The sequence below is a fragment of the Mycobacterium sp. MYCO198283 genome, from assembly GCF_021213805.1.
GTDB lineage: Bacteria > Actinomycetota > Actinomycetes > Mycobacteriales > Mycobacteriaceae > Mycobacterium.
In genome coordinates this window covers 278,476-302,047 of record NZ_JAJQJI010000006.1, presented here as the reverse complement: position 1 = coordinate 302,047, position 23,572 = coordinate 278,476, and the positions used below count along the sequence as shown (strand labels likewise).

The 23,572-nt window shown below is 73.0% G+C and carries 22 protein-coding genes; 17 read left to right on the top strand and 5 right to left on the bottom strand.

The features are described from left to right. Positions 1–17: 17 nt before the first annotated feature. Genes LV457_RS14020 through LV457_RS14005 form a run of 4 tightly spaced genes read left to right on the top strand, consistent with a single transcriptional unit; the run spans position 18 to position 3,448 of the window. Positions 18–764 carry an SDR family NAD(P)-dependent oxidoreductase gene (locus LV457_RS14020; RefSeq protein WP_232171799.1) on the top strand — a complete coding sequence of 249 codons (747 nt, stop codon included), beginning with the start codon at positions 18–20 and terminating at the stop codon, positions 762–764. 28 nt (positions 765–792) lie between these two features. Beyond that, the gene (gene cbiE / locus LV457_RS14015; protein ID WP_232171848.1) at positions 793–1,971 is read left to right on the top strand and encodes a precorrin-6y C5,15-methyltransferase (decarboxylating) subunit CbiE; all 1,179 of its coding nucleotides are present in this window, start codon (positions 793–795) and stop codon (positions 1,969–1,971) included. Next, positions 1,968–2,720 (top strand): precorrin-4 C(11)-methyltransferase, encoded by a 753-nt coding sequence (gene cobM / locus LV457_RS14010; protein ID WP_232171798.1) that lies wholly within the window; start codon positions 1,968–1,970, stop codon positions 2,718–2,720. The genes cbiE and cobM overlap by 4 nt, the downstream gene beginning before the upstream one ends. Continuing rightward, positions 2,720–3,448: a cobalt-precorrin-6A reductase gene (locus LV457_RS14005; protein WP_232171797.1), complete on the top strand. Its 729-nt coding sequence runs from the start codon at positions 2,720–2,722 to the stop codon at positions 3,446–3,448. The genes cobM and LV457_RS14005 overlap by 1 nt, the downstream gene beginning before the upstream one ends. Here the strand turns inward: LV457_RS14005 and LV457_RS14000 are convergent. Genes LV457_RS14000 through LV457_RS13985 form a run of 4 tightly spaced genes read right to left on the bottom strand, consistent with a single transcriptional unit; the run spans position 3,423 to position 7,611 of the window. Then, positions 3,423–4,892, bottom strand: coding sequence for a precorrin-2 C(20)-methyltransferase (locus tag LV457_RS14000; RefSeq protein WP_232171796.1), 1,470 nt, complete (start codon positions 4,890–4,892; stop codon positions 3,423–3,425). The genes LV457_RS14005 and LV457_RS14000 overlap by 26 nt on opposite strands. Continuing rightward, positions 4,889–5,515: a precorrin-8X methylmutase gene (locus LV457_RS13995; RefSeq protein ID WP_232171795.1), complete on the bottom strand. Its 627-nt coding sequence runs from the start codon at positions 5,513–5,515 to the stop codon at positions 4,889–4,891. Before LV457_RS13995 ends, LV457_RS14000 begins: the two co-directional genes overlap by 4 nt. A 4-nt stretch (positions 5,516–5,519) precedes the next feature. Continuing rightward, on the bottom strand, positions 5,520–6,668 hold the full coding sequence (gene cobG, locus LV457_RS13990) for a precorrin-3B synthase (protein ID WP_232171794.1): 1,149 nt from the start codon (positions 6,666–6,668) through the stop codon (positions 5,520–5,522). Positions 6,669–6,699: 31 nt separating this feature from the next. Then, entirely contained in the window at positions 6,700–7,611 is a 912-nt protein-coding gene (locus LV457_RS13985; RefSeq protein ID WP_232171793.1) for a TauD/TfdA family dioxygenase, read from the bottom strand. A gap of 401 nt (positions 7,612–8,012) precedes the next feature. Here LV457_RS13985 and cobN point away from each other — a divergent pair, with 401 nt between their 5' ends. The 7 genes from cobN to LV457_RS13950 all read left to right on the top strand — a co-directional run bounded on the left by cobN (position 8,013) and on the right by LV457_RS13950 (position 17,227). Beyond that, complete coding sequence (cobN, locus tag LV457_RS13980; RefSeq protein ID WP_232171792.1) at positions 8,013–11,588, top strand: cobaltochelatase subunit CobN; 3,576 nt, start codon at positions 8,013–8,015, stop codon at positions 11,586–11,588. A gap of 17 nt (positions 11,589–11,605) precedes the next feature. After that, positions 11,606–11,986: a PPOX class F420-dependent oxidoreductase gene (locus LV457_RS13975; protein WP_232171791.1), complete on the top strand. Its 381-nt coding sequence runs from the start codon at positions 11,606–11,608 to the stop codon at positions 11,984–11,986. A gap of 2 nt (positions 11,987–11,988) precedes the next feature. Next, entirely contained in the window at positions 11,989–12,375 is a 387-nt protein-coding gene (locus LV457_RS13970; protein WP_232171790.1) for a PPOX class F420-dependent oxidoreductase, read from the top strand. A gap of 39 nt (positions 12,376–12,414) precedes the next feature. Continuing rightward, on the top strand, positions 12,415–12,906 hold the full coding sequence (locus LV457_RS13965; protein WP_232171789.1) for an FxsA family protein: 492 nt from the start codon (positions 12,415–12,417) through the stop codon (positions 12,904–12,906). An 88-nt stretch (positions 12,907–12,994) separates the two neighbouring features. After that, positions 12,995–14,527, top strand: coding sequence for an amidohydrolase (locus tag LV457_RS13960; protein WP_232171847.1), 1,533 nt, complete (start codon positions 12,995–12,997; stop codon positions 14,525–14,527). Next, complete coding sequence (gene lnt, locus LV457_RS13955) at positions 14,520–16,460, top strand: apolipoprotein N-acyltransferase (protein WP_232171788.1); 1,941 nt, start codon at positions 14,520–14,522, stop codon at positions 16,458–16,460. Before LV457_RS13960 ends, lnt begins: the two co-directional genes overlap by 8 nt. After that, positions 16,457–17,227 (top strand): polyprenol monophosphomannose synthase, encoded by a 771-nt coding sequence (locus LV457_RS13950; RefSeq protein ID WP_232171787.1) that lies wholly within the window; start codon positions 16,457–16,459, stop codon positions 17,225–17,227. Before lnt ends, LV457_RS13950 begins: the two co-directional genes overlap by 4 nt. Here LV457_RS13950 and rbpA read toward each other — a convergent pair whose 3' ends face one another. Continuing rightward, positions 17,228–17,566 carry an RNA polymerase-binding protein RbpA gene (gene rbpA / locus LV457_RS13945; RefSeq protein WP_232171786.1) on the bottom strand — a complete coding sequence of 113 codons (339 nt, stop codon included), beginning with the start codon at positions 17,564–17,566 and terminating at the stop codon, positions 17,228–17,230. A 153-nt stretch (positions 17,567–17,719) separates the two neighbouring features. Here rbpA and LV457_RS13940 point away from each other — a divergent pair, with 153 nt between their 5' ends. The 6 genes from LV457_RS13940 to LV457_RS13915 all read left to right on the top strand — a co-directional run bounded on the left by LV457_RS13940 (position 17,720) and on the right by LV457_RS13915 (position 23,570). After that, positions 17,720–18,049, top strand: coding sequence for a hypothetical protein (locus LV457_RS13940; protein WP_232171785.1), 330 nt, complete (start codon positions 17,720–17,722; stop codon positions 18,047–18,049). A 65-nt stretch (positions 18,050–18,114) separates the two neighbouring features. Beyond that, positions 18,115–19,743, top strand: coding sequence for an ATP-dependent DNA helicase RecQ (locus LV457_RS13935; protein ID WP_232171784.1), 1,629 nt, complete (start codon positions 18,115–18,117; stop codon positions 19,741–19,743). Positions 19,744–19,839: 96 nt separating this feature from the next. Then, positions 19,840–20,643 (top strand): ABC transporter permease, encoded by an 804-nt coding sequence (locus tag LV457_RS13930; protein ID WP_232171846.1) that lies wholly within the window; start codon positions 19,840–19,842, stop codon positions 20,641–20,643. A 10-nt stretch (positions 20,644–20,653) separates the two neighbouring features. Then, entirely contained in the window at positions 20,654–21,400 is a 747-nt protein-coding gene (locus tag LV457_RS13925; RefSeq protein ID WP_232171783.1) for an ABC transporter ATP-binding protein, read from the top strand. Continuing rightward, on the top strand, positions 21,397–22,452 hold the full coding sequence (locus tag LV457_RS13920) for an ABC transporter substrate-binding protein (protein WP_232171782.1): 1,056 nt from the start codon (positions 21,397–21,399) through the stop codon (positions 22,450–22,452). Before LV457_RS13925 ends, LV457_RS13920 begins: the two co-directional genes overlap by 4 nt. 11 nt (positions 22,453–22,463) lie before the next feature. Further along, positions 22,464–23,570 (top strand): LLM class flavin-dependent oxidoreductase, encoded by a 1,107-nt coding sequence (locus LV457_RS13915; RefSeq protein ID WP_232171781.1) that lies wholly within the window; start codon positions 22,464–22,466, stop codon positions 23,568–23,570. The last annotated feature ends 2 nt before the right edge of the window (positions 23,571–23,572 follow it).

Genomic DNA, 23,572 nt, shown 5'->3' with positions numbered 1-23,572 from the left:
AGGACATAATCGCTGCCGTGGACGACACGAAGACGGTCGTGGTGTTCGGCGGCCGCAGCGAGATCGGCGGGGAGGTCGCGGTCCGGTTGGCGCACGCCGGCGCCACGATCGTGCTGGCCGCCCGCGACCCGGACCGGCTTGCCGAGCAGCAGGCGGCGCTGCGCCGAGCCGGGGCGGCCGCGGTGCACACCGTCGCCTTCGACGCCGACGACGTCGCATCGCACGGCCGGCTGGTGGCGGACCTGGTCGCCGCGCACGGCCGGATCGACGTCGCGGTGCTGGCGTTCGGGGTGCTGGGCGATCAGGCGCGGGCCGAGCGCGACGCGTCCCACGCGGTCGCGGTGGTCCACACCGACTACGTGGCGCAGGTCAGCCTGCTGACGGAGCTGGCGGCGGCCATGCGCGCCGCCGGGTCAGGCTCGCTGGTGGTGTTCTCGTCGATCGCCGGCAACCGGGTGCGACGCGCGAACTATGTCTACGGATCGGCCAAGGCCGGTCTCGACGGTTTCGCCAGCGGACTGGCCGACGCGCTGCACGGTTCGGGCGCCACGCTGCTGCTGGTGCGGCCGGGCTTCGTGATCGGCCGGATGACGGCGGGCATGCCCCCGGCGCCGTTTGCCACCACCCCGGCGCAGGTCGCCGACGCCACCGTGCGGGCGCTGGAGAAGGGCCGCCGGACCGTGTGGGTGCCGCGGGTGCTCGGCCCGGTGGCGTTCGGCATGCGGCTGCTGCCGGGGTTCGTGTGGCGGAGGCTGCCCCGATGAGCGCTTGCGCGAGAAGCAAGGCCTGCCGGTGATCGTCGTGGTCGGTATCGGCGCGGACGGGCTGGCGGGCCTGACGCCGACCGCTCGCCGCGAGCTGGGCCGCGCCACCGAGATCGTCGGCGCGCCGCGGCAGCTCGCGCTGCTCGACGACACGGTGACGGCGCGTCGGCGGGAGCTGCCGTCGCCGCTGCTCCCCGCGCTGCGCGACCTGCTCGACAGCGCCGAAGCCGATGTCCACGTGTTGGCGTCGGGGGATCCGATGCTGCACGGCATCGGCGCCACGGTGATGCGGCTGTTCGGCGCCGAGCGGGTGGACGTGCTGCCGCACGTGTCGAGCGTGACGCTGGCCTGCGCCCGACTGGGGTGGCCGGTCGCCGACACCGAGGTGATCAGCCTGGTGACCGCCGCCTCCCACACCGCGGTGCGCCGCGGCGGGCGCGCCGTGGTGCTGTCGCGCGACGGTGACACCCCGGCGGCGCTGGCGGGTCTGCTCGTCGAAACCGGTCGCGGCGACTCGGCGTTCACGGTGCTGGAGCAACTCGGCGGCCCCGCCGAACGCCGCCGCACGGCCACCGCCGCCGCCTGGGCGGCCGATCCGCCCGCCGACGTCGATCCGCTCCACGTGATCGCTGTCGACTACCGGCCCGACGACCGCGTGCTGCAGGCCCGGCCCGACGACTGGTTCGCCTCCGACGGCCAGTTGACCAAGCAGTCGATGCGGGCGGTGACGCTCGCCGCGCTGGCGCCGCGGCCCGGTGAGCTGCTGTGGGACGTCGGCGCCGGTGCGGGCAGCATCGCGATCGAGTGGTGTCTGTCCGGCGGCGGTTGTCGCGCCGTGACGTTCGAACGCGACGCGGTCCGCGCCCAGCGGATCGTCAGCAACGTGCGGCGGTTCGGGGTTGCCGTCGACACCCGCGGCGCCGCTCCGGATTGCTTCGCTGACGCCCCGGCGCCGTCGGCGGTCTTCCTCGGCGGCGGGCTGACCCGACCCGGACTGCTCGACGCCTGTTGGGACCGGCTGCCCGTCGGGGGGCGGCTGGTGGCGAACGCGGTGACCGCGGAATCCGAGGCGGTCACGATCCGGGGCTTCACCGAGCGCGGCGGGGAGCTGCGCCGCTACCAGCACTACCGGGGCGAACCCGTCGGCGCCTTCACGGGTTGGCGGCCCGCGATGCCGGTGACGCAGTGGACGGTCACCAAGCGATGACCGTCTATTTCATCGGCGCCGGACCGGGCGCGGCCGACCTGATCACCGTCCGCGGCGAGCGGCTGCTGCGGCGGTGCCCGGTGTGCCTGTACGCCGGCTCCATCATGCCCGCCGACCTGCTGGCGCTCTGCCCGCCGGACGCCCGCGTCGTCGACACCGGTCCGCTGGACCTCGACCGGATCATCGAACACCTCGCCGCCGCCGACGCCGCCGGTCACGACGTCGCCCGGCTGCACTCCGGTGACCCGTCGCTCTACAGCGCGGTCGCCGAGCAGTGCCGACGCCTCGACGACCTGGGCATCGCCTACGAGATCGTGCCCGGCGTTCCGGCGTTCGCGGCTGCCGCCGCCGCGCTGGGCCGCGAACTGACGGTGCCCGGCGTCGCGCAGACCGTGACGCTGACGCGCGTCGCGACGCTGTCGACCGCCATGCCCGCGGGCGAGGACCTTGCCACGCTGTCGGCGCCCGGCGCGACCCTGGTGCTGCACCTCGCCGCGGCCCAGATCGACACCGTCGTCGCGCAACTCACCGCCGGCGGGTACCGCCGCGAGACGCCCGCCGCGGTGGTGGCGTTCGCAAGCTGGCCGCAGCAGGTGGTGCTGCGCGGCACCCTCGCCGACATCGCCGGGCAGGTGCATGCTGCGGGCGTCACCAAGACGGCCGTCATCGTCGTCGGTGACGTGCTGGCGGCCGACGGCGTCGACAGCTACCTGTACTCACCTGACCGCCGCCGCGGAAGCCGGCACTGATGCGCGTGCTGCTGCTCGGCGGCACGGGCGAGGCGCGGGCGCTGGCGCGCCGGCTGCACCCGGACGTCGACGTGATCAGCTCGCTGGCGGGCCGGGTGCCCGATCCGGCGCTGCCGGTGGGGCAGGTCCGCATCGGAGGTTTCGGTGGCGCGGCCGGGATGCGGGACTGGTTGCGCGAGCATCCGGTCGACGCCGTGGTGGACGCCACCCATCCGTTCGCGGCGACGATCACCGCGACCGCCGCACGCGTCTGCGCCGACCTCGGGCTGCCCCACCTGGTGCTTGCCCGCCCGGCGTGGGACGACGCCGGCGCCATCACGGTCGCGTCGAATGCCGCTGCGGCCGAGACGATCTCGCCCTACCACCGGGTTTTCCTCACCACCGGTCGCTCCTCGATCGCGGCGTTCGCCGGTAGCGCCGCGTGGTTCCTGATCCGGGTGGTCAGTGCGCCCGAGCCGCATACGCTGCCGGTGCGTCACCGGGTGCTGCTGTCCCGCGGGCCGTACGACTACGACGGCGAACGAAGCCTGTTGCGCGACAACGGCATCGACGTGCTGGTGACGAAGAACAGCGGCGGCACGCTCACCCGCGCCAAGCTCGACGCCGCCGTCGACCTCGGCATCCCGGTCGTGATGGTCGCCCGGCCACCGCTGCCGGCCGGCGTGGAGACCGTCAGCACCGTCGCCGACGCGGAACGGTGGGTCAGGTCGGGTAGCGGCGCGGGGTGAACACCCGGTCGCCGTCGGCGTCGCTGTACCACTGCGTCTGCGACGAGCCGACGATCAACAGGCAGCGCATGTCCACCGCGTCGGGGTCGAGGTCGGCGAGCCGCACCACCGTCACGGACTCCTGCGGCCCGGCCACGTCGCGGCCGATCACCACCGGCGTGCCGGGTTCGCGATGCTCCAGCAGCAGATCCCGCATGGCGCCCACCTGCCAGCGGCGGGTCTTCGACGCCGGGTTGTACAGCGCCAGCACCAGATCCGACGACGCCGCCGCCGCCAGCCGTGCCGCGATGACGTCCCACGGCTTGAGCCGATCCGACAGCGAGATCACGGCGTAGTCGTGGCCCAGCGGCGCGCCCACCCGGCTCGCCACGGCCTGGGCGGCGGTCATCGCCGGGATCACCCGCACCTGCACGCCGGGCCATTGCTTCGCCTCCTCGAGCACCGCGGTGGCCATCGCGAACACGCCGGGATCGCCGGAGGAGACCACCGCCACCGACCGGCCCTGCTGCGCGAGCGAGCACGCCAGCTGCGCGCGCGCCGGCTCGTCGGTGTTGTCGCTGGGATGGCGGCGCTGCCCGGTGCGCACCGGCACCCGATCGAGGTACGGCCCGTAGCCGATGAGGTCGGTCGCGCCGGCGAGTTCGCGGCGGCTCTCGGGCGTCATCCAGTCACCGCGGCCCGGTCCGAGACCGACGACCGCGACCCCGCCGGTGGCGTCGGGGGCGGGCCGGCCCGGCAGCACGGTCAGCGAGAAGTACGGCACCGCGTCGGCCTCGACCGTGCCTGCCGGCGCGACGCGCTCTCCGGGCGTGCTGGCCCGCTCGACGTAGACGGCGTCACCGAGCCGGCCGGCGTCCGACAGCGCTTGGCGCACCGCGTCATAGGAGCGTCCGAGCTTCATCACCACGGCCGCGTCGGTGTCGGCGAGGCGGCGGGCCAGCTCGGCGGGCGGCAGCGTGCCCGGCAGCACCGTGAGCACCTCGTCACCCTGCACCAGCGGCGTCGCGGTGGCCGCCGACGCCGCGCTGACGGAGGTGACGCCCGGCACGATGACCGCCTCGAACCGCTCGGTCAGCCGGGTGTGCATGTGCATGTAGGAGCTGTAGAACAGCGGATCGCCCTCGGCGAGCAGCGCGACGTCGCGGCCGGCGTCCAGGTGGGCGGCGATGCGCTGCGCGCACGCGGTGTAGAAGTCCTCGATGGCGCCGGCATAGCCGCCGGGGTGCTCGGTGGTCTCCGTGGTGACGGGATAGACGAGGTGCTCCTCGAGCTGCCCCGGCCGCAGGTACGGTTCGGCGATCGTGCGGGCGATGCTGCGGCCGTGCCGTGCGCTGTGGTAGGCGACGACGTCGGCCTGCCCGATGACGCGGGCGGCCTTGACGGTCACCAGCTCCGGGTCGCCGGGCCCGAGGCCGACGCCATAAAGGGTGCCGCGCTTCGTCATTCGCGCTCGCTCGCGATCGCGTTGACGGCGGCCGCGGCCATCGCGCTGCCCCCGCGGCGGCCCCGCACCACCAGGTAGCTCATGCCGCGCGGACGATCGATGAGCTCCTGCTTCGACTGCGCGGACCCGACGAAGCCCACCGGCCCACCGAGCACCGCGGCCGGTGCGGCGACGCCGTCGTCGACGAGCTCGAGCAGCCGGAACAGCGCGGTGGGCGCATTGCCGATCGCCACCACCGCGCCGGCGAGGCGGTCCGCCCACAGCTCGACACCGGCCGCCGACCGGGTGTTGCCGGTGCGCTGCGCCAGCTCGGGCGCCCGCGGATCGGCGACCAGCGACACCACCTCGTTGTCGGCGGGCAGCCGGGAGCGGGTGATGCCGGCGGCCACCATCGACGAATCGCACAGCACCGGCGCCCCCGTGGCCAGCGCCGCGGCGGCCCGGGCCACCACGTCTGGCGTGAACGCCACGTGCTCGGCGACGTCGACCTGCCCGCACGTGTGGATCAGCCGGACGACCACCCGCGCGACGTCGTCGGGGAAGACCGACAGGTCGGCCTCGGCCCGGATCGTCGCGAACGACTGCCGGTAGATCTCGGCGGCGTCGCGGATGTAGTCGAGCACCCGCTCACCCTAGAAGGTCACGCGACCGCGGCCGGTACACCCCGGCGTCGCCGGTGGCGACCCACACTTCACCGCCCGGCGGGCTGCCGCACGCCCGCTCACAACCCACGAAGTGGCGGTGCACGGCCGGGGCGGCAGGACCGGCCGCCGCAGCGGCTGCCACGGCGTCGGCGCGCACGTCGGCCGCCGACTTCTCGCAGCCGGGGCTGCCCGTGCAGGCGCTGACCCGCAGCAGCGGAGCGTTCTCGTCGAAGATCAGCCCCATCGGCGCCAGCACGCGCAGCACCGTGTCCGCGACGTCCTCCGTCAGGTCGCAGATCAGCAGCGACCGCCACGGTGTGACGATCACCGGGGCGCCGACGGCGGTCACGAACTCCGCCAGCCGGGCGTCGAGGACCCCGAGCGGCACGCCGGCGCCCAGCGCGATTCGGCCGTCGTCCTGGGCAATCCAGCCGATCGGCGGCCGGGGGACCGGGAAGGCGGTGTCGGCCACGGGTGCTGTCCGCGGCCGGTCGGGCAGCAGCCCTTCCGGGTCCGGCAGCTCGGCGACGCGCCAGGCGGAGCCCCGCTGCCCGGCGAAGGTGACCGCGATCTCGACGAGCAGGGCCACCACCTCGGTCGGCGGCACGCGGATGCCGGTGTCGCGGCCACCTAGCAGCAGCGCGATCGCATCGGCGGCGACCGCGAGCGCGCCGACGTCGGGCGCCATGCCGGCGACATCGCCGCGACCGTCGTCGAGCCCGAAGAAGAACCGCCCGGTCAGCCCGGCCAGTTCCGGGGTTGCCGCGATGGCGGCGTCGAGCGCGGTGAGGGCGGGGCGCAGGTCGACGAGCCCGCCGGCGCGACCCGTCAGCGGCGACGCGACGATGTTGCGGACCCGCTCGTGCGTGGGCGACGGCAGCAGGCCCGCTGCGGCGACCGCGTCGGCCACCGCCGCGGTGTCGGCGTCGGCGATGCCGCGGATCTGCAGGTTTGCCCGGGCGGTGAGTTCCAGCGCGCCGCCACCGAGATCGCGCGCGGTGTGCGCCAGCGCTTCGAGCTGGGCGGCGTCGAGCCTGCCGCCGGGCAGCCGGATCCGGGCCAGCGCACCGTCGGCCGCCGGGTGCAGCTGCAGCGCACCGGGGCAGGCGTCGTCGGCGCGGTCGCGGGTCACCCGTCCACGGTACGACGAACCAACCGGCGCCTCAGCCGGCCAGCAGCACCGGTTCGTCGACGATCGAGTAGCCCGAGGCGTCCCCGAGCAGGGCGCGGCTCGGCCGGCCGGCCACGTCGACGGGAATGTCGCCGGCCAGGGTGACGCGGCTGAGCCGGCGGTACTGGTCGTCGTAGTCCGCCACCGCATAGTGCTGGGTGGCGCGGTTGTCCCACAGCGCCACGTCGCCCGGCTCCCAACTCCACCGGATCGTGTTCTCCAGCTTCGTGATTCGCGCCTGCAGCAGGTCATACAGTGCGGCCGACTCGCGTGCGTTCAGGCCCACGAACCGCGCGACGAACTGCCCGAGCAGCAGCACGCGCCGCCCGGTCTCCGGATGGATGCGCACCACGGGGTGCTCGGTCTCGAAGCGGTCGGAGACGAACTCGGCGCGGTAGTCCCGCTCGGTGTCGGTGGCCGGTTCGGCGCCGTGATGGGAGACGTAGTCGTAGTGGTTGGTGTGGACGGCCCGCAGGTTCTCGGCCAGCCGCCGCAGCGGTTCCGGCAGGTCGTCGTAGGCGGCTTCGGTGGACGCCCAGGTGGTGGTGCCGCCGTAGGCCGGCAGCGTGATCGCCCGCAGCAGCGACGCTTTCGGGATGCGGTCGACGAAGCTGACGTCGGTGTGCCAGCTGTTGGCCTTCTCGTACCGCGAGTCGATCGGCAGCAGCCGGCCGCCGCGCGACCGGACGGTCGGATGGGCCGCCGTCGGCGTGCCCAGCAGCCGCGCGAACGCCCACTGGCCGTCGTCGTCGAGGTGGTGCTGGCCGCGGAAGAACAGCACCTTGTGCTCCACCAGCGCTTCGTTGATCGCCGCCACCACTGTGCGGGACACGCCACCGCCGAGCTGCACACCGTCGATACGCGCGCCGATGCGCGCGCCGAGTTTCACCACGTCAAAGGCCATGGGTCGCAGCGTCGTCGGAGGATCAGCGGCGGTCGAGGGTTAGGTACGGCGTGAGTAAAAGAACCGCACACCGTGAGCTGCGTCACGCTTCATCGTCGCCGGTTCCGTTGCTTACAACGCTTCGTCGAAACCCGGTACCGGCGGTACCGTCTGAACCGAGCCGGGTCGCCTGATCCGGCCCCCGAGAAAGGAACGCCCATGACTGCACTCCTTGCGTTCGTCGCAGTCGTGCTGCTGCTGATCGCGATGGCCGGGACGCCTCACGCGCCGACCTGGTATGAGCGCTGGGGCACGTACGACCGCTGACGTTTCCGTCCCCGCGAAACCGCACTCCCGGTCGTCCGCGACGCCGAACAGCGACCGGGAATGCGGTTTCGGGGTAGGTGGGTAACGTCGGGCGGGTGCCCAGCGCCCCCACCGTCTTGCTGCTGTCGACCTCCGACACCGATCTGATCACGGCCCGCGCCAGCGGCGCGGACTACCGCTGGGCCAATCCCGCCCGGCTGCTTCTCGACGAGCTGCCCGCCCTGCTCGCCGGCGTCGACGTGGTGGTGGTGCGCATCCTCGGCGGTTACCGCGCGTGGGAGGACGGCATCGACGCCGTGACGGCGGCGGGGGTCCCCGCGGTGGTGGTCAGCGGCGAGCAGGTCCCCGACGCCGATCTGATGGACCGCTCGACGGTTCCGGCCGGCATCGCGTTGCAGGCCCATGTCTATCTGGCGCAGGGTGGCGTGGAGAACTTCCGACAGCTCCACGCCTTTTTGTCCGACACCGTGCTGATGACCGGCGTCGGGTTCGCGCCCCCGGAGACCATCCCGAGCTGGGGTGTGCTGCCGCGGGAATCGGTGCCGACCGCGGGGCCCACGATCGCCGTGCTGTACTACCGCGCCCAGCACCTGGCCGGCAACACCGGCTACGTCCACAGCCTGTGCGACGCGATCGAGGCGGCCGGTGCCAGGCCACTGCCGGTGTACTGCGCATCGCTGCGCACCGCCGAACCCGAACTGCTGCAACTGCTCTCGACCGCCGACGCCATGGTGGTCACGGTGCTCGCCGCCGGGGGCGCCAAACCCGCCGACGTGACGGCCGGCGGCAACGACGACGCCTGGAACGTCGCGCACCTCGCCGCGCTCGACGTGCCGATCCTGCAGGGACTGTGCCTCACCTCGTCGCGGGAGGCGTGGGCCGGCCGCGACGACGGACTGAGCCCGCTCGACGTCGCGACACAGGTGGCGGTGCCCGAATTCGACGGCCGCATCATCACCGTGCCGTTCTCGTTCAAGGAGATCGACGACGAGGGGCTCATCTCCTACGTCGCCGACGCCGAACGCTGCGCCCGCGTGGCCGGCATCGCGGTGCGGCACGCCCGGCTGCGGGCCATCGCCCCGCCGGACAAGCGGGTGGCGCTGGTGTTCTCGGCGTATCCGACCAAACATGCCCGCATCGGCAACGCCGTCGGCCTGGACACCCCGGCCAGTGCGGTGGCGCTGCTGCATGCCATGCGCGACGCCGGCTACCAGATCGGCGACGTGCCCGGCCTCGACGCGCACGACGGCGACGCGCTGATGCACGCGCTCATCGCCCGCGGCGGCCAGGACGCCGACTGGCTCACCAGCGAGCAGCTCGTCGGCAACCCGGTGCGCGTCAGCGCCGCCGACTACCGGCGGTGGTTTGACACCCTGCCCGCCGACCTGCGCGACGCCGTCGTCGAGCACTGGGGCTCGCCGCCCGGCGAGCTGTTCGTCGACCGCAGCGCCAACCCCGACGGCGACATCGTCATCGCCGCCATGGTCTGCGGCAACGTCGTCGTGCTGGTGCAGCCGCCGCGCGGCTTCGGCGAGAACCCGGTCGCCATCTATCACGACCCCGACCTGCCGCCGAGCCACCACTACCTGGCCGCCTACCGGTGGCTCGACACCCAGTTCGGCGCGGACGCCGTGGTGCACCTCGGCAAGCACGGCAACCTGGAGTGGCTGCCCGGCAAGACGCTGGGCATGTCGGCGAGCTGCGGCACCGACGCCGCGCTGGGCGATCTGCCGCTGATCTACCCGTTCCTGGTCAACGATCCGGGCGAGGGCACGCAGGCCAAGCGGCGGGCGCATGCGGTGCTGGTGGACCACCTCATCCCGCCGATGGCCCGCGCCGAAACCTACGGCGACATCGCCCGCCTGGAGCAGTTGCTCGACGAGCATGCGAGCGTCTCGGCGCTGGACCCGGCCAAGCTGCCCGCGATCCGCCAGCAGATCTGGACGCTGATGCGGGCCGCGAAGATGGACTCCGACCTGGGCTTGACCGAGCGGCCCGACGAGGACTCCTTCGACGACATGCTGCTGCACGTCGACGGCTGGCTGTGCGAGATCAAGGACGTGCAGATCCGCGACGGCCTGCACGTGCTCGGGCAGGCGCCGGCGGGGGAGCAGCTGATCGACCTGGTGCTCGCCATCCTGCGGGCGCGCCAGCTGTTCTCCGGCGAGCAGTCGGTGCCGGGGCTGCGCCAAGCGCTCGGGCTCGAAGAGGACGGCACCGACGAGCGCACCGCGGTGGACGACGCGGAACGGCGGGCCCGTGAACTTGTCACCGCTCTCGCCGGGACCGGCTGGGACGCCGGGCGCGTCGGCGAACTCACCGACGACCCGCAGCTGGCGGCCATCCTGCGGTTCGCCGCCACCGAGGTCGTGCCGAGGCTCGCCGGCACCACCGACGAGATCACCCAGGTGCTGCGCGCCCTCGACGGCCGATTCATCGCCGCCGGCCCGTCGGGTTCACCGCTGCGCGGGCTGGTCAACGTGCTGCCCACCGGCCGCAACTTCTACTCCGTCGACCCCAAGGCGGTGCCGTCGCGGCTGGCGTGGGACACCGGTGTGGCGATGGCGGACTCGCTGCTCGCCCGCTACCGGGCCGACCACGGCGCCTGGCCGCGGTCGGTGGGCTTGAGCATCTGGGGCACTTCGGCGATGCGCACGTCCGGCGACGACATCGCCGAGGTGCTGGCGCTGCTCGGCGTGCGGCCGGTATGGGACGACGCGTCGCGGCGGGTGGTCGACCTGGCGGCCATTCCGCTCGCCGAACTGGGCCGGCCCCGCATCGACGTCACGGTCCGCATCTCGGGCTTCTTCCGCGACGCCTTCCCGCACGTCGTCACGATGCTCGACGACGCGGTGCGGCTGGTCGCCGGTCTCGACGAACCCGCGACCGGCAACTACGTCCGCGCCCACACCGACGCCGACCTCGCCGACCACGGCGACGAACGCCGCGCCACCACCCGGGTCTTCGGCTCCAAGCCCGGCACCTACGGCGCCGGCCTGCTGCAGCTGATCGACAGCCGCAACTGGCGCGACGACGCCGACCTCGCCGCGGTCTACACCGCGTGGGGCGGCTTCGCCTACGGCCGCGGTCTGGACGGCGCTCCGGCCGCCGACGACATGACCCGGCAGTACCGCCGCATCGCGGTCGCGGCGAAGAACACCGACACCCGCGAACACGACATCGCCGATTCCGACGACTACTTCCAGTACCACGGCGGCATGGTCGCGACCGTCCGCGCGCTCACCGGCAGCGCGCCGGCCGCCTACATCGGGGACAACACCAGGCCCGACGCCGTCCGCACGCGCACGCTGTCCGAGGAGACCACGCGGGTGTTCCGGGCGCGGGTGGTCAACCCGCGCTGGATGGCGGCGATGCGACGGCACGGCTACAAGGGCGCCTTCGAGATGGCCGCGACCGTGGACTACCTGTTCGGGTACGACGCCACCGCCGGCGTCATGGCGGACTGGATGTACGAGCGCCTCGCAGGCGACTACGTCCTCGACCACGAGAACCGCAAGTTCCTGGCCGAGTCGAACCCGTGGGCGCTGCACGGCATGGCCGAGCGGCTGCTGGAGGCGGCGGGCCGCGGTATATGGGAGGCGCCGCAGCCCGACACGCTGGCCGGGCTGCGCCGGGTGCTGCTGGAGACCGAGGGTGAGCTGGAGGGGTGAGGCGTTAGGTTGGTCGCATGGCCGTGACCTTCGCTGACGTCGCCCGTGCCGAGTACGTCCTGCTGACCACCTTCACCCGCGACGGGCGGCCGAAGCCCACCGCGGTGTGGGCGGCACCCGACGGGGATCGGTTGCTGGTGATCACGCAGGCGAAGTCGTGGAAGGTCAAGCGGCTGCGCAACACCTCGCGGGTGACGGTCGCGGCCTGCGACGTGAAGGGCAGGCCGAAGAGCGAGGCGGTCGAGGCGGTTGCCACACTGCTCGACACATCCCGCAACGCCGAGGTGTACGACGCGATCGGCCGCCGCTACGGGATCAAGGGCAAGCTCTTCAACACTTTCAGCAAGCTGCGCGGCGGCATGAAGAACAACGTCGGAATCGAAATCAAGGCGGTGTGACGATGGCGCCCACCTTCCAGGACGTCTCCCGGGAGAAGTACCTGCTGCTGACGACCTTCACCAAGGACGGCAAGCCGAAGCCGACCCCGGTGTGGGGAGTTCCGGAGGGCGACCGGCTGCTGATCATCACCGACGACGGATCGTGGAAGACCAAGCGCATCAAGAACACCCCGCGGGTCACCATCCAGAAGTGTGGCGTCCTGGGCAAACCCAAGGGTGAGCCCGTCGAGGCGGTCGCGCGGATGCTGCCGCCGTCGGAGACGCGCCGCGTCTTCAACAAGATCGTCCGGCGGTACTGGAACCACGCCTGGTACTTCATCCCGCAGGCGCTGCTGCGCGGCGGCATCGACAAGGTGCACGCCGCCATCGAGGTCCGCGCGCCGGCCTGACCCCGGAACCCCGGCGCGCGCCGGCTCGTTGGGCCCGGTATGGCCTACTTCGGGATCTACGTGCTCGTCGAGCTGCTCGCGGTCGTCGCGCTGGCCGCGAACATCGGAGTGGGCGCGACGCTGCTGGCCGTCGTCGGGACATTCCTGGCCGGCGTGCTCCTGGCCGGGTCCCAGATCCGCGGCCAGGTCCGCCGGCTGCGCGGCGGGTTGACGACCGCGCGGGGTGCGGTGACCGACGGGTCGATGATCGCGATGGGCACGCTGCTGGTGGTCATCCCCGGCCTGGTGACCTCGGTGCTCGGACTGCTGCTGCTGCTGCCGCCCACCCGCGCGCTGGCCCGCCCGCTGATCACGGCGGTCGTCGTCCGCGGCCTCGCCCGGTCCCCGTGGTTCACCGTCACCGCGGTCGGCGCCGACGGGGTGCGGCGCTACCGCGTGCGGCACCACGTGGTCGACGGCGAGGTGATCGACATGACGGACGACCGCGACCCGCCGCCTCCGTCGCTGCCGCCGCGCCCGATTCATCCGTAGCCTGTCGGCGGTGACCGCGCCGACACCGGCGACCACCCTGCTGCTCGGTGGCCGCATCCACAGCCCCGTCAAACCCGACGCCACCGCGATGGCGGTGCGCGACGGCGTCGTGGTGTGGCTCGGCAGCGACGACGTGGGGCGCTCCCAGTACCCCGACGCCACGGTCACCGATCTCGCCGGCGCATTCGTGGCCCCCGCCTTCGTCGACAGCCACGTCCACGTGACCGCCACCGGGCTGACGCTCACCGGCCTCGACCTGCGGCGTGCCACCTCGAAGGAGCACTGCCTGCGGCTGCTGGCCGACCACGTCGGCACGCTGGCCGACGACGACGTCGTGTGGGGACACGGCTGGGACGAATCCCGGTGGCCGCATCCCGATCCGCCGACGACCGTGGAGGTCGACGAGATCGTCGGAAACCGGCCGGCGTACCTGACCCGCGTGGACGTCCATTCCGCGGTCGCCTCGAGCGGGCTGCGCCGCTGGGTGGACCTGACCGACGCCGCCGGACACCATCCGACCGGCCCGCTCACCGCCGACGCCCACCACCGCGCGCGGGCCGGCGCGCGTGCCCTGCTGTCGGCCCGCCAGCGGTCGGACGCCCGCCGCGCCGCCCTCGACGCCGCCGCCGCGGCGGGTTTCGCCGCCGTCTGCGAATGCGCCGGACCGCAGATCGCCGGCCTCGACGACTGGCTCGACCTGGCCGCGCTCGATCATGGCGTCGAGGTCGTCGGCTACTGGGGCGAAGCCGTGACCACTCCCGCCGCGGCCCGCGAGCTGCTGGCGCGAACCGGCGCCCGCGGGCTGGCCGGCGACCTGTTCGTCGACGGCGCGCTCGGCTCGCGCACCGCGTGGCTGCACGAGCCCTACGATGACGCGCCGCACACCCGCGGCAACTGCTACCTCGATCGCGAGACCGTGACCGCGCACCTGTCGGCCTGCACCGAAGCGGGGATCACCGCCGGTTTCCACGTCATCGGCGACGCCGCGGTGGCGACGGTCGTCGACGCGTTGGCCGATGTGGTCGACCGCTTCGGCCCGGTCGCGGTCGCCCGCTGCGGCCACCGCCTCGAACACGTCGAGATGGTCAGCGCCGAGCAGGCCGCCGCACTCGGCTCCTGGGGGATCGCCGCCAGTGTGCAGCCGTCGTTCGACGCGCTGTGGGGCGGCGAGACCGGCATGTACGCCCGCCGGTTGGGGGCCCGCCGCGCGGCCGGGCTGAACCCGCTGGCGCTGTTAGCATCCGAGGGCGTGCGCCTTGCGTTCGGTTCCGACAGCCCGGTGACCAGCATGGATGGTTGGGGGATCGTCCGCGCCGCCGCCCACCACCGGACGCCGGGCAGTGCGGTGTCCGCGCGCGCCGCCTTCAATGCGCTCACCCGCGGCGCCTGGCGAGCCGCCGGCAGCAACGACGGCGCCACCGGCACCCTGGCTCCCGGGGCGCCCGCGTCGTACGCCGTCTGGCAGGTCGACGAGCTGGAGGTCGCCGCACCGCCCGACGCCGTTGCGCGCTGGTCGACGGATCCGCGGGCCGGGGTGCCGCCGCTGCCACGGCTCGCTCCGGACGCCCGGCTGCCGCGCTGCCTGCAAACCGTCCACCGCGGTGCGGTGATCCATGGCTGAGCCACGGGGCCGGCACGCGGCCGGACCGGACACGCCGGCCGACGAGCCCGACGCCGTCACCGACGAGCAGCGGATTGCCGTCGACGACCCCGCGACCGACGCGATACCGGTCGTCCGGCCGCCGGGGCTGTCCGGCCGGCTGAGCCAGGCGCTGGGCCGCATCCGCGCCACCGCCGTCACACGCGCCCGGGCCACCCCCGCCGCGCTCGTGCCGCGCCTGCCCAGGCTCACCCTCGCCATCGCCGGCGGCCTGCTGCTGTGTGTCAGCTTCCCGCCGTTCGGCTGGTGGTTCACCGCCCCGGTGGCGTTCGCGCTGCTCACCGTGGTGATCACCCGGCCCACCACCAGCGCCGGCGGTGCGTTCGGCTACGGCTTCCTGTTCGGGCTGGTCTGCTACATCCCGCTGCTGCCGTGGATCTCCGGTCTCGTCGGGGCGCTGCCGTGGCTGGCGCTGGCCGCCGTGTGCGCCCTGTTCCCCGGGCTCTTCGGCGCGGCGGCCTGGCTGGTGCGGGAGCTGCCCGGCTGGCCGGTGTGGTTCGCGGTGCTGTGGGTGGCGCAGGAATGGCTCAAGTGCACGGTCCCGTTCGGGGGCTTTCCGTGGGGCGTCGTCGCGTTCGGTCAGACCAATGGGCCGCTGCTGCCCATCGTGCGGGTCGGCGGGGCGCCACTGCTCTCGCTGGCGGTCGCGCTGCTCGGCATCGCGGCGGCCGCGCTCGTGCTCGAGGTCGTGCGCTGGTGGCAGGACCCGCAGCGCGACCTGTCACCGCCGGCGGTGATCCTGCCCGGCCTCGCTGTGTGCGTGGTGCTGCTGGGCACGGCGGCGGCGTGGCCCGCGGTCCGGCAGGCCGGATCGGGCGCCGGCAACGATCCGCTGGCCACCGTCGCCGCCGTGCAGGGCAACGTGCCGAGGCTCGGGCTCGAGTTCAACGCCCAGCGACGTGCCGTCCTGGACAACCACGTCGCCGAGACCATGCGACTCGCCGCGGACGTGCGCGCCGGCCGCGCCCCGCAGCCGCAGCTGGTCATCTGGCCCGAGAACTCATCGGACATCGACCCCGTCAAGAATGCCGACGCCGCCGCGCAGATCGACGCCGCCGCCGACGCGATCGGCGCCCCGATCCTGGTCGGTGGCGTGCTGGCGCGGCCCGAATGGACGCCCGAACGGCCTGCGACCACCAACTCGGTGATCGTGTGGACACCGGAGAACGGGCCCGGCGAGCGGCACGACAAGCGGATCATTCAGCCGTTCGGCGAATACCTGCCGATGCGGGGCTTCTTTCGCCTGCTGTCCCCGTACGCCGACCGTGCCGGCTACTTCGTGCCCGGCGACGGCGACGGCGTGGTCACCGCCGCGGGCACCCGGGTGGGCGTGACGACCTGCTGGGAGGTGATCTTCGACCGGGCGGCGCGCCAGTCGGTGCTGGCCGGTGCCCAGCTGCTGGCGGTGCCGACCAACAACGCCACCTTCGACGAGGCGATGAGCCAACAGCAGCTCGCCTTCGCCCGCGGGCGCGCCGTCGAGCACGACCGCTACACCGTGGTCGCCGGAACCACCGGCATCAGCGCGGTGATCGCCCCCGACGGCCGCGAGCTCGACCGCACCGCCTTCTTCGAGCCGGCCTACCTCGACCGGCAGATCCACCTGAAGACCGCCCTCACGCCCGCCACCCGCTTCGGTCCGGCGCTGCAGGCGGTGCTGGTCGCCCTCGGCGGTGCGGTGCTGGTCGCGGCCGTGGTGCACAATGGATCGTTCGCACGGGCGGCTCGCCGGCTCCGGTCCGGCCGAGAAGCCGGAACGGACGGCGCGGGCCACCCGTCAGACACCACCGAACACGACGCGGCCGGCGTCCCCGGCGACGCGCAGGGCGGCAGTGCCGGCGCCGCCCCGCACAGCGCACCCCGACCGGGGTCGACCGACGAAGGAGCCACATGACGACGGGCCGACCCCCGGGCGCCCGCCCGAGTCAGCGCACGCTGGCCATCATCCCGACCTATAACGAGCGGGACAACCTCCCGGTCATCCTGGATCGGGTACACCGCGCCTGCCCCGGCGTGCACATCCTGATCGTCGACGACGGCAGTCCCGACGGCACCGGAGCGCTGGCAGACGAGGTGTCGCTCGCCGACCCCGACCGGGTGCACGTCCTGCACCGCACGGCCAAGGAGGGTCTGGGCGCGGCCTACCTCGCCGGCTTCGCGTGGGGGCTGCACCGCGGCTACACCGTGCTGGTCGAGATGGACGCCGACGGCAGCCACGCACCCGAAGAGCTCGAGCGGCTTCTCACGGCCATCGACGACGGCGCCGACCTGGCGATCGGCTCCCGCTACGTCGAGGGCGGCACCGTCCGCAACTGGCCGTGGCGCCGGCTGGTGCTGTCGCGCACCGCCAACGGATACTCCCGCTTGATGCTCGGCGTCGAGATCAACGACATCACCGCCGGCTACCGCGCCTACCGGCGCGAAGTGCTCGAGAAGATCGACCTGTCGGCCGTCGACTCGAAGGGCTACTGCTTCCAGATCGACCTGACCTGGCGCACCATCACCAACGGCTTCCGCGTCGTCGAAGTACCCATCACGTTCGTCGAGCGCGAGCACGGCGAATCGAAGATGAGCGGATCGAACATCCGCGAGGCGATCGTCAAGGTCGCACAGTGGGGCATCCGCGGGCGGCTCGACAAGGCCCGCGGCGTCGTCCCTTAACTACCCGCCGCGACGCTTCGACTTGATCAGGTCGAGCCGCTCCTTGAGCAGTTCCTCCAGCTCCTCCACCGAACGCCGCTCCAGCAGCATGTCCCAGTGGGTGCGCGGCGGCTTGACCTTCTTCGGCTCCGGCAGGTCGCCCTCGATCAGCGTGCCCTCGAGCCCGTTGCGGCACAGCCAGGTGCCGGGGATCTCGGCGTCGTCGGCGAACGGGACGTCGAACTCCTCGCCGTTCTCGGTGCGGTAACGCGCCACCTGGCGGGGCGCCAGATCGTGGTTGCGGTCGGTCTCGTAGCTCACAGCGCCGAGGCGGCTGCCTCGCAGAACCCGATCAGCCATGCGTCACTCCTAACGACTGGTGGATATCCCGTCGGGCTGCAGCGCCGCCGGGTTCCACGAAAAAAACTTCCACGCGGTGCAACGCGACATGCGCGCTCACCGTTCCCACCAGGATACCCAGAGTTCGCCGCCGTCCCCGTTAGAGTGCCAGCCGTGGTCCGTCGTCTACGCCCGTCGCCGTGCCGGTGGTGCGGGCGCGAGGTTGCCGACGCCGGGCTCGGGCGTCGCCGCCAGTACTGCCGGCAGTCCTGCCGGCAACGCGCCTACGAGCAGCGGGCCGCGGTGAAAGGCACCGCGCTGTCCGCCGACGCCGTCGTGTTGTCCGCCGACGAGGCCGCCGACCTGTCCGACCGGCTCTACCAGGTCCGCTGCGCCGCCGAGGACGTGTCGATCGCCGTCGAGGAGGGCGCCGACGCGGCCGAACTGCGGGCCCTGTGCCGAACGCTGGTCGCGGCGGCCAAGGCGGCCGACGGCTGGCGGTGACGCGTTAGCCCCGGCAGGCCCCGGGGTATCGACGTGGGGATGACCACCACCGCAAGACCCTGCCCATGACGTCGCGCGCCCGCATCGAGGCGACCGCCCGAGACCTGTTCGGCTGGGACGACCTGCGGCCCGAACAGCTCGAGGGCATGACGGCGATCCTCGACGGACACGACGTGCTGGCGCTGATGGCCACCGGATCCGGCAAGTCGGCGATCTACCAGCTCCCCGCGGCGCTGCTCGACGGGCCGACGATCGTGATCTCGCCGCTGATCGCGCTGCAACAGGACCAGATCGCCGGCCTCGCCGACACCGGGGCACCCGCCGCCGTCACGGTGAACTCCCGGCAGTCGGCCGCCGCCAACGAGCGCAGTCTCGACGCGCTGCGCGACGGCGACGCCCGCTACGTCTTCACCACACCGGAGCAACTGGCCAACGACGACGTGGTCAGCCGCCTCGCCGAGGCCGGGCCGGCGCTCGTCGTCGTCGACGAGGCGCACTGCGTCTCGGCCTGGGGACACGACTTCCGGCCCGACTATCTACGGCTCGTCGACGCGATCGGTCGCCTCGGACGGCCGACGGTCGCGGCCCTGACCGCCACCGCCTCACCGCTGGTGCGCCGCGAGATCGTCGACAATCTCAGGCTGCGCGACCCGGTCGTCGTCGCCGGCGGCTTCGACCGGCCGAACCTGCGACTGGCCGTCGACCACTTCACCGAGGCGCACGGCAAGCACGGCAAGGAAGCGGCGGTGGTGGCGGCGGTCGGGCGGTTCGACGGCGCGGGTCTGGTGTACACCGCCACCCGCAAGGACGCCGAGACGTACGCCAAGGCGCTGTGCGACAACGGTATTGCGGCCGCGGCATATCACGCCGGGTTGAAGACCGCCGAGCGTGACGGAGTGCACGAAGGCTTCCTGCACGACGAGTACCGCGTGGTCACCGCCACGTCGGCGTTCGGCATGGGCATCGACAAACCCGACGTCCGATTCGTCGTCCACGCCTCGGTGCCCGATTCGCTGGACAGCTACTACCAGCAGATCGGGCGGGCGGGCCGAGACGGCGAGGCCGCCGCGGCGCTCCTGCTCTACCGCCCCGAGGACCTCGGGCTCGCCCGGTTCTTCACCACACACCGGCCCGACGAGGAGCTGCTGCGCCGGGTGTACACCGCCCTGAAGGACCAGCCCGCACGCCTCAAGGACCTGCGCGCCACCCTCGACGTCCGGGGCCGCAAGCTCACCAACGCCGTCAACCTGCTGGAGCAGGCCGAGGTGATCCGCAGCGGGCGGAAAGGCTTCCGCGCCACCGGCGTCGACGCCGACGAGGCGGTACGACGCGCGGTGGAGGTCGTCGAGATCAGCGAGCGCGTCGACCGCACGCGGGTGGAGATGATGCGCGGCTACGCCGAGACCTCCGACTGCCGGCGTCAGTTCCTGCTCGGCTACTTCGGGGAGACGCTGCCCGAGCCGTGCGGTGACTGCGACCGCTGCTTCGCCAACACCGCCGCCGGCCGCGAGGACCACCCCGCCGCGCCGGACGGGCCGTTCGCCGTCGACACCACCGTCTCGCACACCGAGTGGGGCCGCGGCGTCGTCATGAACGCCGACGCCGACACCGTCACGGTGCTGTTCGACGAGTACGGCTACCGCACGCTGTCGCTGCGGGTGATCGACGACACCGGGGTGCTGCACGCGGTCTGACGCCGCCTCCAGGTGCCGCGCGGACTTCTCGTCACCGCGAGAAGAACCCTTATCCGCCCACCCGGGTGAGCCATAGATTTCCGCATCGTGACCACCCTGACCGACGGCCTCACACCTGCGGCGGCCGCTGCGCCCAGCGCGCCACGGTGGCGACGGCGCCGCTGGGAGATCGTGCGGATCGCCTCGCCGCTCGCGCTGCTGGCGCTGTGGCAACTGGGCAGCGCGCTGCGGCTGATCCCGCAGGACGTGCTGCCGGCGCCGTCACTGATCGCCGAAGCCGGCGTCGAACTCGTGGCGAACGGTCAGCTGGCCGACGCGCTGCGCGTCTCCGGTATCCGGGTCGTCGAGGGCCTGCTGCTGGGCGGCATCGTCGGTGTCGTGCTCGGCGCCGCGGTCGGACTGTCCCGCTGGGCCGAATCTGCGATCGACCCGCCGATGCAGATGGTGCGCGCGCTGCCGCACCTCGGACTCATCCCGCTGTTCATCCTGTGGTTCGGCATCGGCGAGCTGCCCAAGGTGCTGCTCGTCGCGCTCGGCGTGAGCTTTCCGCTGTACCTCAACACGTTCTCCGCCATCCGCCAGGTCGACCCGAAGCTGATCGAGACCGCCACGGTGCTGGGCTTCTCGTTCTGGCAGCGCTGCAGCCGCATCATCGTGCCCAGCGCCGCGCCGCAGATCCTGGTCGGACTGCGCCAGTCGTTGGCCATCGCGTGGCTGACGTTGATCGTCGCCGAGCAGATCAACGCCGATCGCGGCATCGGATTCCTGATCAACAACGCCCGCGACTTCCTGCGCATCGACGTCATCATCTTCGGGCTCGTCGTCTACGCCCTGCTCGGCATCGCCACCGACGCGCTGGTGCGGGTGCTCGAACGGCGCGCCCTGCGCTACCGCGACTGAAAGGTCTGTCATGACGCTGCTTTCCCCCGCCGCGCCGACCACCTCGACGGTGGCGGCCGAACTGCGCCACGTCGACCACTGGTACGGCCGGACCCAGGTACTCAAGGACATTTCGCTCACCGTGGCGCGCGGCGAGATCGTCGCGCTGGTGGGCCGCAGCGGCAGCGGCAAGTCGACCGTGCTGCGCGTGCTGGCGGGGCTCGCACCCGGCCACGGCGGACACCGCCACGTCGCGGGTGCGCCGGCGTTGGCGTTCCAGGAGCCGCGGCTGTTCCCATGGCGCACTGTCCGCACCAACGTGCGCTACGGGCTGACCCGCACCCGGCTCGCCCGCGCCGAAGCCCTGCGCCGCACCGACGCCGCGCTGGCCGACGTCGGACTGGGCGATCGGGCCGACGCCTGGCCGCTCACCCTGTCCGGCGGTCAGGCACAGCGGGTGTCGCTCGCCCGTGCGCTCGTCGCCGAGCCGGAGCTGCTGCTGCTCGACGAGCCGTTCGGCGCGCTCGACGCGCTCACCCGCCTCAGCATGCACAGCCTGCTGCTGGGCCTGTGGCGCGAGCACGGGTTCGGCGTGCTGCTCGTCACCCACGACGTCGACGAGGCGATCGCGCTCGCGGACCGGGTGCTCGTGCTCGCCGACGGCGAGCTGGTGCACGAGCTCGAGATCGCGGACCCGCGGCCCGACCCCGGCCGAGTGGGCCGGCACGCCGACCGCTACCGCGCCGAACTCCTCGACCAGCTGGGCGTCCGGCGATGACCGCACGGGATGCCACGGCCGCGACCGGCCGGCCGCAACGGGCGCGGGTCGTCGTCGTGATCGCCTTGGCGGCGGCGCTGCTCTGCGCGTGCGTCAGCCGCGAATCGGCGGGCGGCCCGGCGCAGGCGCCCGAGTCGGTGCCGCTGTCGGAGCTGTCGGGCGTCGTGCTGCAGGTCGGGGACCAAAAGGGCGGCACCGAATCGCTGCTGCGGGCCGCCGGCGCGCTCGACGGCCTGCCGTACCAGGTGGCGTTCTCGACCTTCACGTCCGGACCGCCGCAGATCGAGGCCGCCACCGCCGGCAAGATCGACTTCGCGATCACCGGCAACACCCCGCCGATCTTCGGCGCCGCGGCGGGCGCGAAGGTCAAGGTGGTGTCCGCCTACGACGGCGGCGGCGTCGGGGACCGCATCCTGGTGCCCGCCGACTCGCCGATCACGTCGGTGGCGCAGCTGCGGGGCAAGCGCATCGCCGTCGCGAAGGGCAGCTCCGCCCACGGCAACGTCCTCGCCCAGCTGGACCGGGCGGGGCTCTCCCCGGCCGACGTCACGCTGGTGTTCCTGCAGCCCGCCGATGCGCTCGGCGCGTTCCGGCAGCGGCAGGCCGACGCCTGGGCGATCTGGGATCCGTACACCGCCCAAGCCGAGCACGACCTGTTGGTCCGCAGCATCGCCGAGGCCACCGGGATCACCAACGGCGCCGGCTTCGGGATCGCCGCCGACGCCGCGCTCGCCGACCCGAAACGCAACACCGCGCTGTCGGACCTGCTGGTGCGCTACGGCAAGGCGGTGAAGTGGGCCGCCGAGCACCCGCAGGAGTGGGCGCAGGCCTACGCCGCGGCGGTCGGCCTCGACCCGGAGGTCGCCCGGCTGGCGCAGGGCCGCAGCCTGCGGTTGCCGGCACCGCTTTCCGACGGCCTGGTCGAAAGCGAGCAGCAGCTGGCCGACCTGTTCGCCGCGTCGAAGCAGCTGGACACGGCGCCGCCGTTCGCCGACTGGGTGGACCGCCGCTACGACGCCGTCCTCGCACCGACCTACCTACCCCGGACCTAGGAGGCCCCATCGTGTCCGCAGCGCCGACCGGAAAGTTCTTCTGGTTCCTGCCCACCAACGGCGACAGCCGCTCGATCGTCGGGGCGTCGCACGCCTCGTCGCACCACACGGTGCCGGAGGGCTACCGAGAGCCCAGCCGCCGCTACCTCGCCGAGGTGGCCCGCGCCGCCGACCGGCTCGGCTACGAGGGCGTGCTCACCCCGACCGGCACCTGGTGCGAGGACGCCTGGCTGACGGCGGCCACGCTCGTCGGCGAAACCGAACGACTCAAGTTCCTCGTGGCGTTCCGGCCCGGGCTGGTGCCGCCGACCCTCGCCGCGCAGCAGACCGCCACGCTGCAGCGCTACTCCGGCGGCCGTGTGCTGCTCAACGTCGTCAGCGGCGGCGACGACGTCGAACAACGCCGCTTCGGCGACTGGCTCGACCACGACCAGCGCTATGCGCGCACCGGCGAATTCCTCCACATCGTCAACTCGGTGTGGCGGCAGGACAGCGTCGACTTCACCGGCGAGCACTACACCGTCGCCGACGCGCGGGTGTCCGCGCCGCCGAACCCGCTGCCGCGCATCTACTTCGGCGGCTCGTCGGCCGCCGCACTCCCCATCGCCGCGCGCTACGTCGACACCTACCTCACGTGGGGTGAACCACCGCAGGCTGCCGCGGCGAAGATCGAACGGGTGCGGACGCTGGCCGCCGAACAGGGCCGCTCGCTGCGGTTCGGCATCCGGTTGCACACCATCACCCGCGACACCTCCGCCGCCGCGTGGGCGGTCGCCGAAGAACTCGTCAACGAGCTGACACCGGAGCAGATCGCCAACGCAACGGCGCTGCACGCCCGTTCGGAGTCCGAGGGGCAGCGCCGGATGACCGCCCTGCACGGCGGCCGCCTCGACCGGCTCGAGGTGTACCCGAACCTGTGGGCCGGCGTCGGCCTGGTGCGCGGTGGTGCGGGCACCGCGCTGGTCGGCAGCCACGAGGAGGTCGCGAACCTGATCCTCGAGTACCACTCGCTCGGGTTCGACGAGTTCATCCTCTCCGGCTACCCGCACCTGGAGGAGGCCTACTGGTTCGCCGAGGGCGTGCTGCCGATCCTGCGCCGCAAGGGCGTCGCGGCCTGACG

Excerpts from the sequence above, each read along its gene's own strand:
- LV457_RS13950 (WP_232171787.1), top strand. The coding sequence starts at position 16,457 with ATGACGACGGGCCGACCCCCGGGCGCCCGCCCGAGTCAGCGCACGCTG.
- LV457_RS13920 (WP_232171782.1), top strand. The coding sequence starts at position 21,397 with ATGACCGCACGGGATGCCACGGCCGCGACCGGCCGGCCGCAACGGGCG.
- cobM (WP_232171798.1), top strand. The coding sequence starts at position 1,968 with ATGACCGTCTATTTCATCGGCGCCGGACCGGGCGCGGCCGACCTGATC.
- LV457_RS13975 (WP_232171791.1), top strand. The coding sequence starts at position 11,606 with ATGGCCGTGACCTTCGCTGACGTCGCCCGTGCCGAGTACGTCCTGCTG.
- LV457_RS13935 (WP_232171784.1), top strand. The coding sequence starts at position 18,115 with ATGACGTCGCGCGCCCGCATCGAGGCGACCGCCCGAGACCTGTTCGGC.
- LV457_RS13925 (WP_232171783.1), top strand. The coding sequence starts at position 20,654 with ATGACGCTGCTTTCCCCCGCCGCGCCGACCACCTCGACGGTGGCGGCC.
- LV457_RS14000 (WP_232171796.1), bottom strand. The coding sequence starts at position 4,892 with ATGACGAAGCGCGGCACCCTTTATGGCGTCGGCCTCGGGCCCGGCGAC.
- rbpA (WP_232171786.1), bottom strand. The coding sequence starts at position 17,566 with ATGGCTGATCGGGTTCTGCGAGGCAGCCGCCTCGGCGCTGTGAGCTAC.
- lnt (WP_232171788.1), top strand. The coding sequence starts at position 14,520 with ATGGCTGAGCCACGGGGCCGGCACGCGGCCGGACCGGACACGCCGGCC.
- LV457_RS14005 (WP_232171797.1), top strand. The coding sequence starts at position 2,720 with ATGCGCGTGCTGCTGCTCGGCGGCACGGGCGAGGCGCGGGCGCTGGCG.
- LV457_RS13965 (WP_232171789.1), top strand. The coding sequence starts at position 12,415 with ATGGCCTACTTCGGGATCTACGTGCTCGTCGAGCTGCTCGCGGTCGTC.
- LV457_RS13960 (WP_232171847.1), top strand. The coding sequence starts at position 12,995 with ATGGCGGTGCGCGACGGCGTCGTGGTGTGGCTCGGCAGCGACGACGTG.
- LV457_RS13985 (WP_232171793.1), bottom strand. The coding sequence starts at position 7,611 with ATGGCCTTTGACGTGGTGAAACTCGGCGCGCGCATCGGCGCGCGTATC.
- LV457_RS13970 (WP_232171790.1), top strand. The coding sequence starts at position 11,989 with ATGGCGCCCACCTTCCAGGACGTCTCCCGGGAGAAGTACCTGCTGCTG.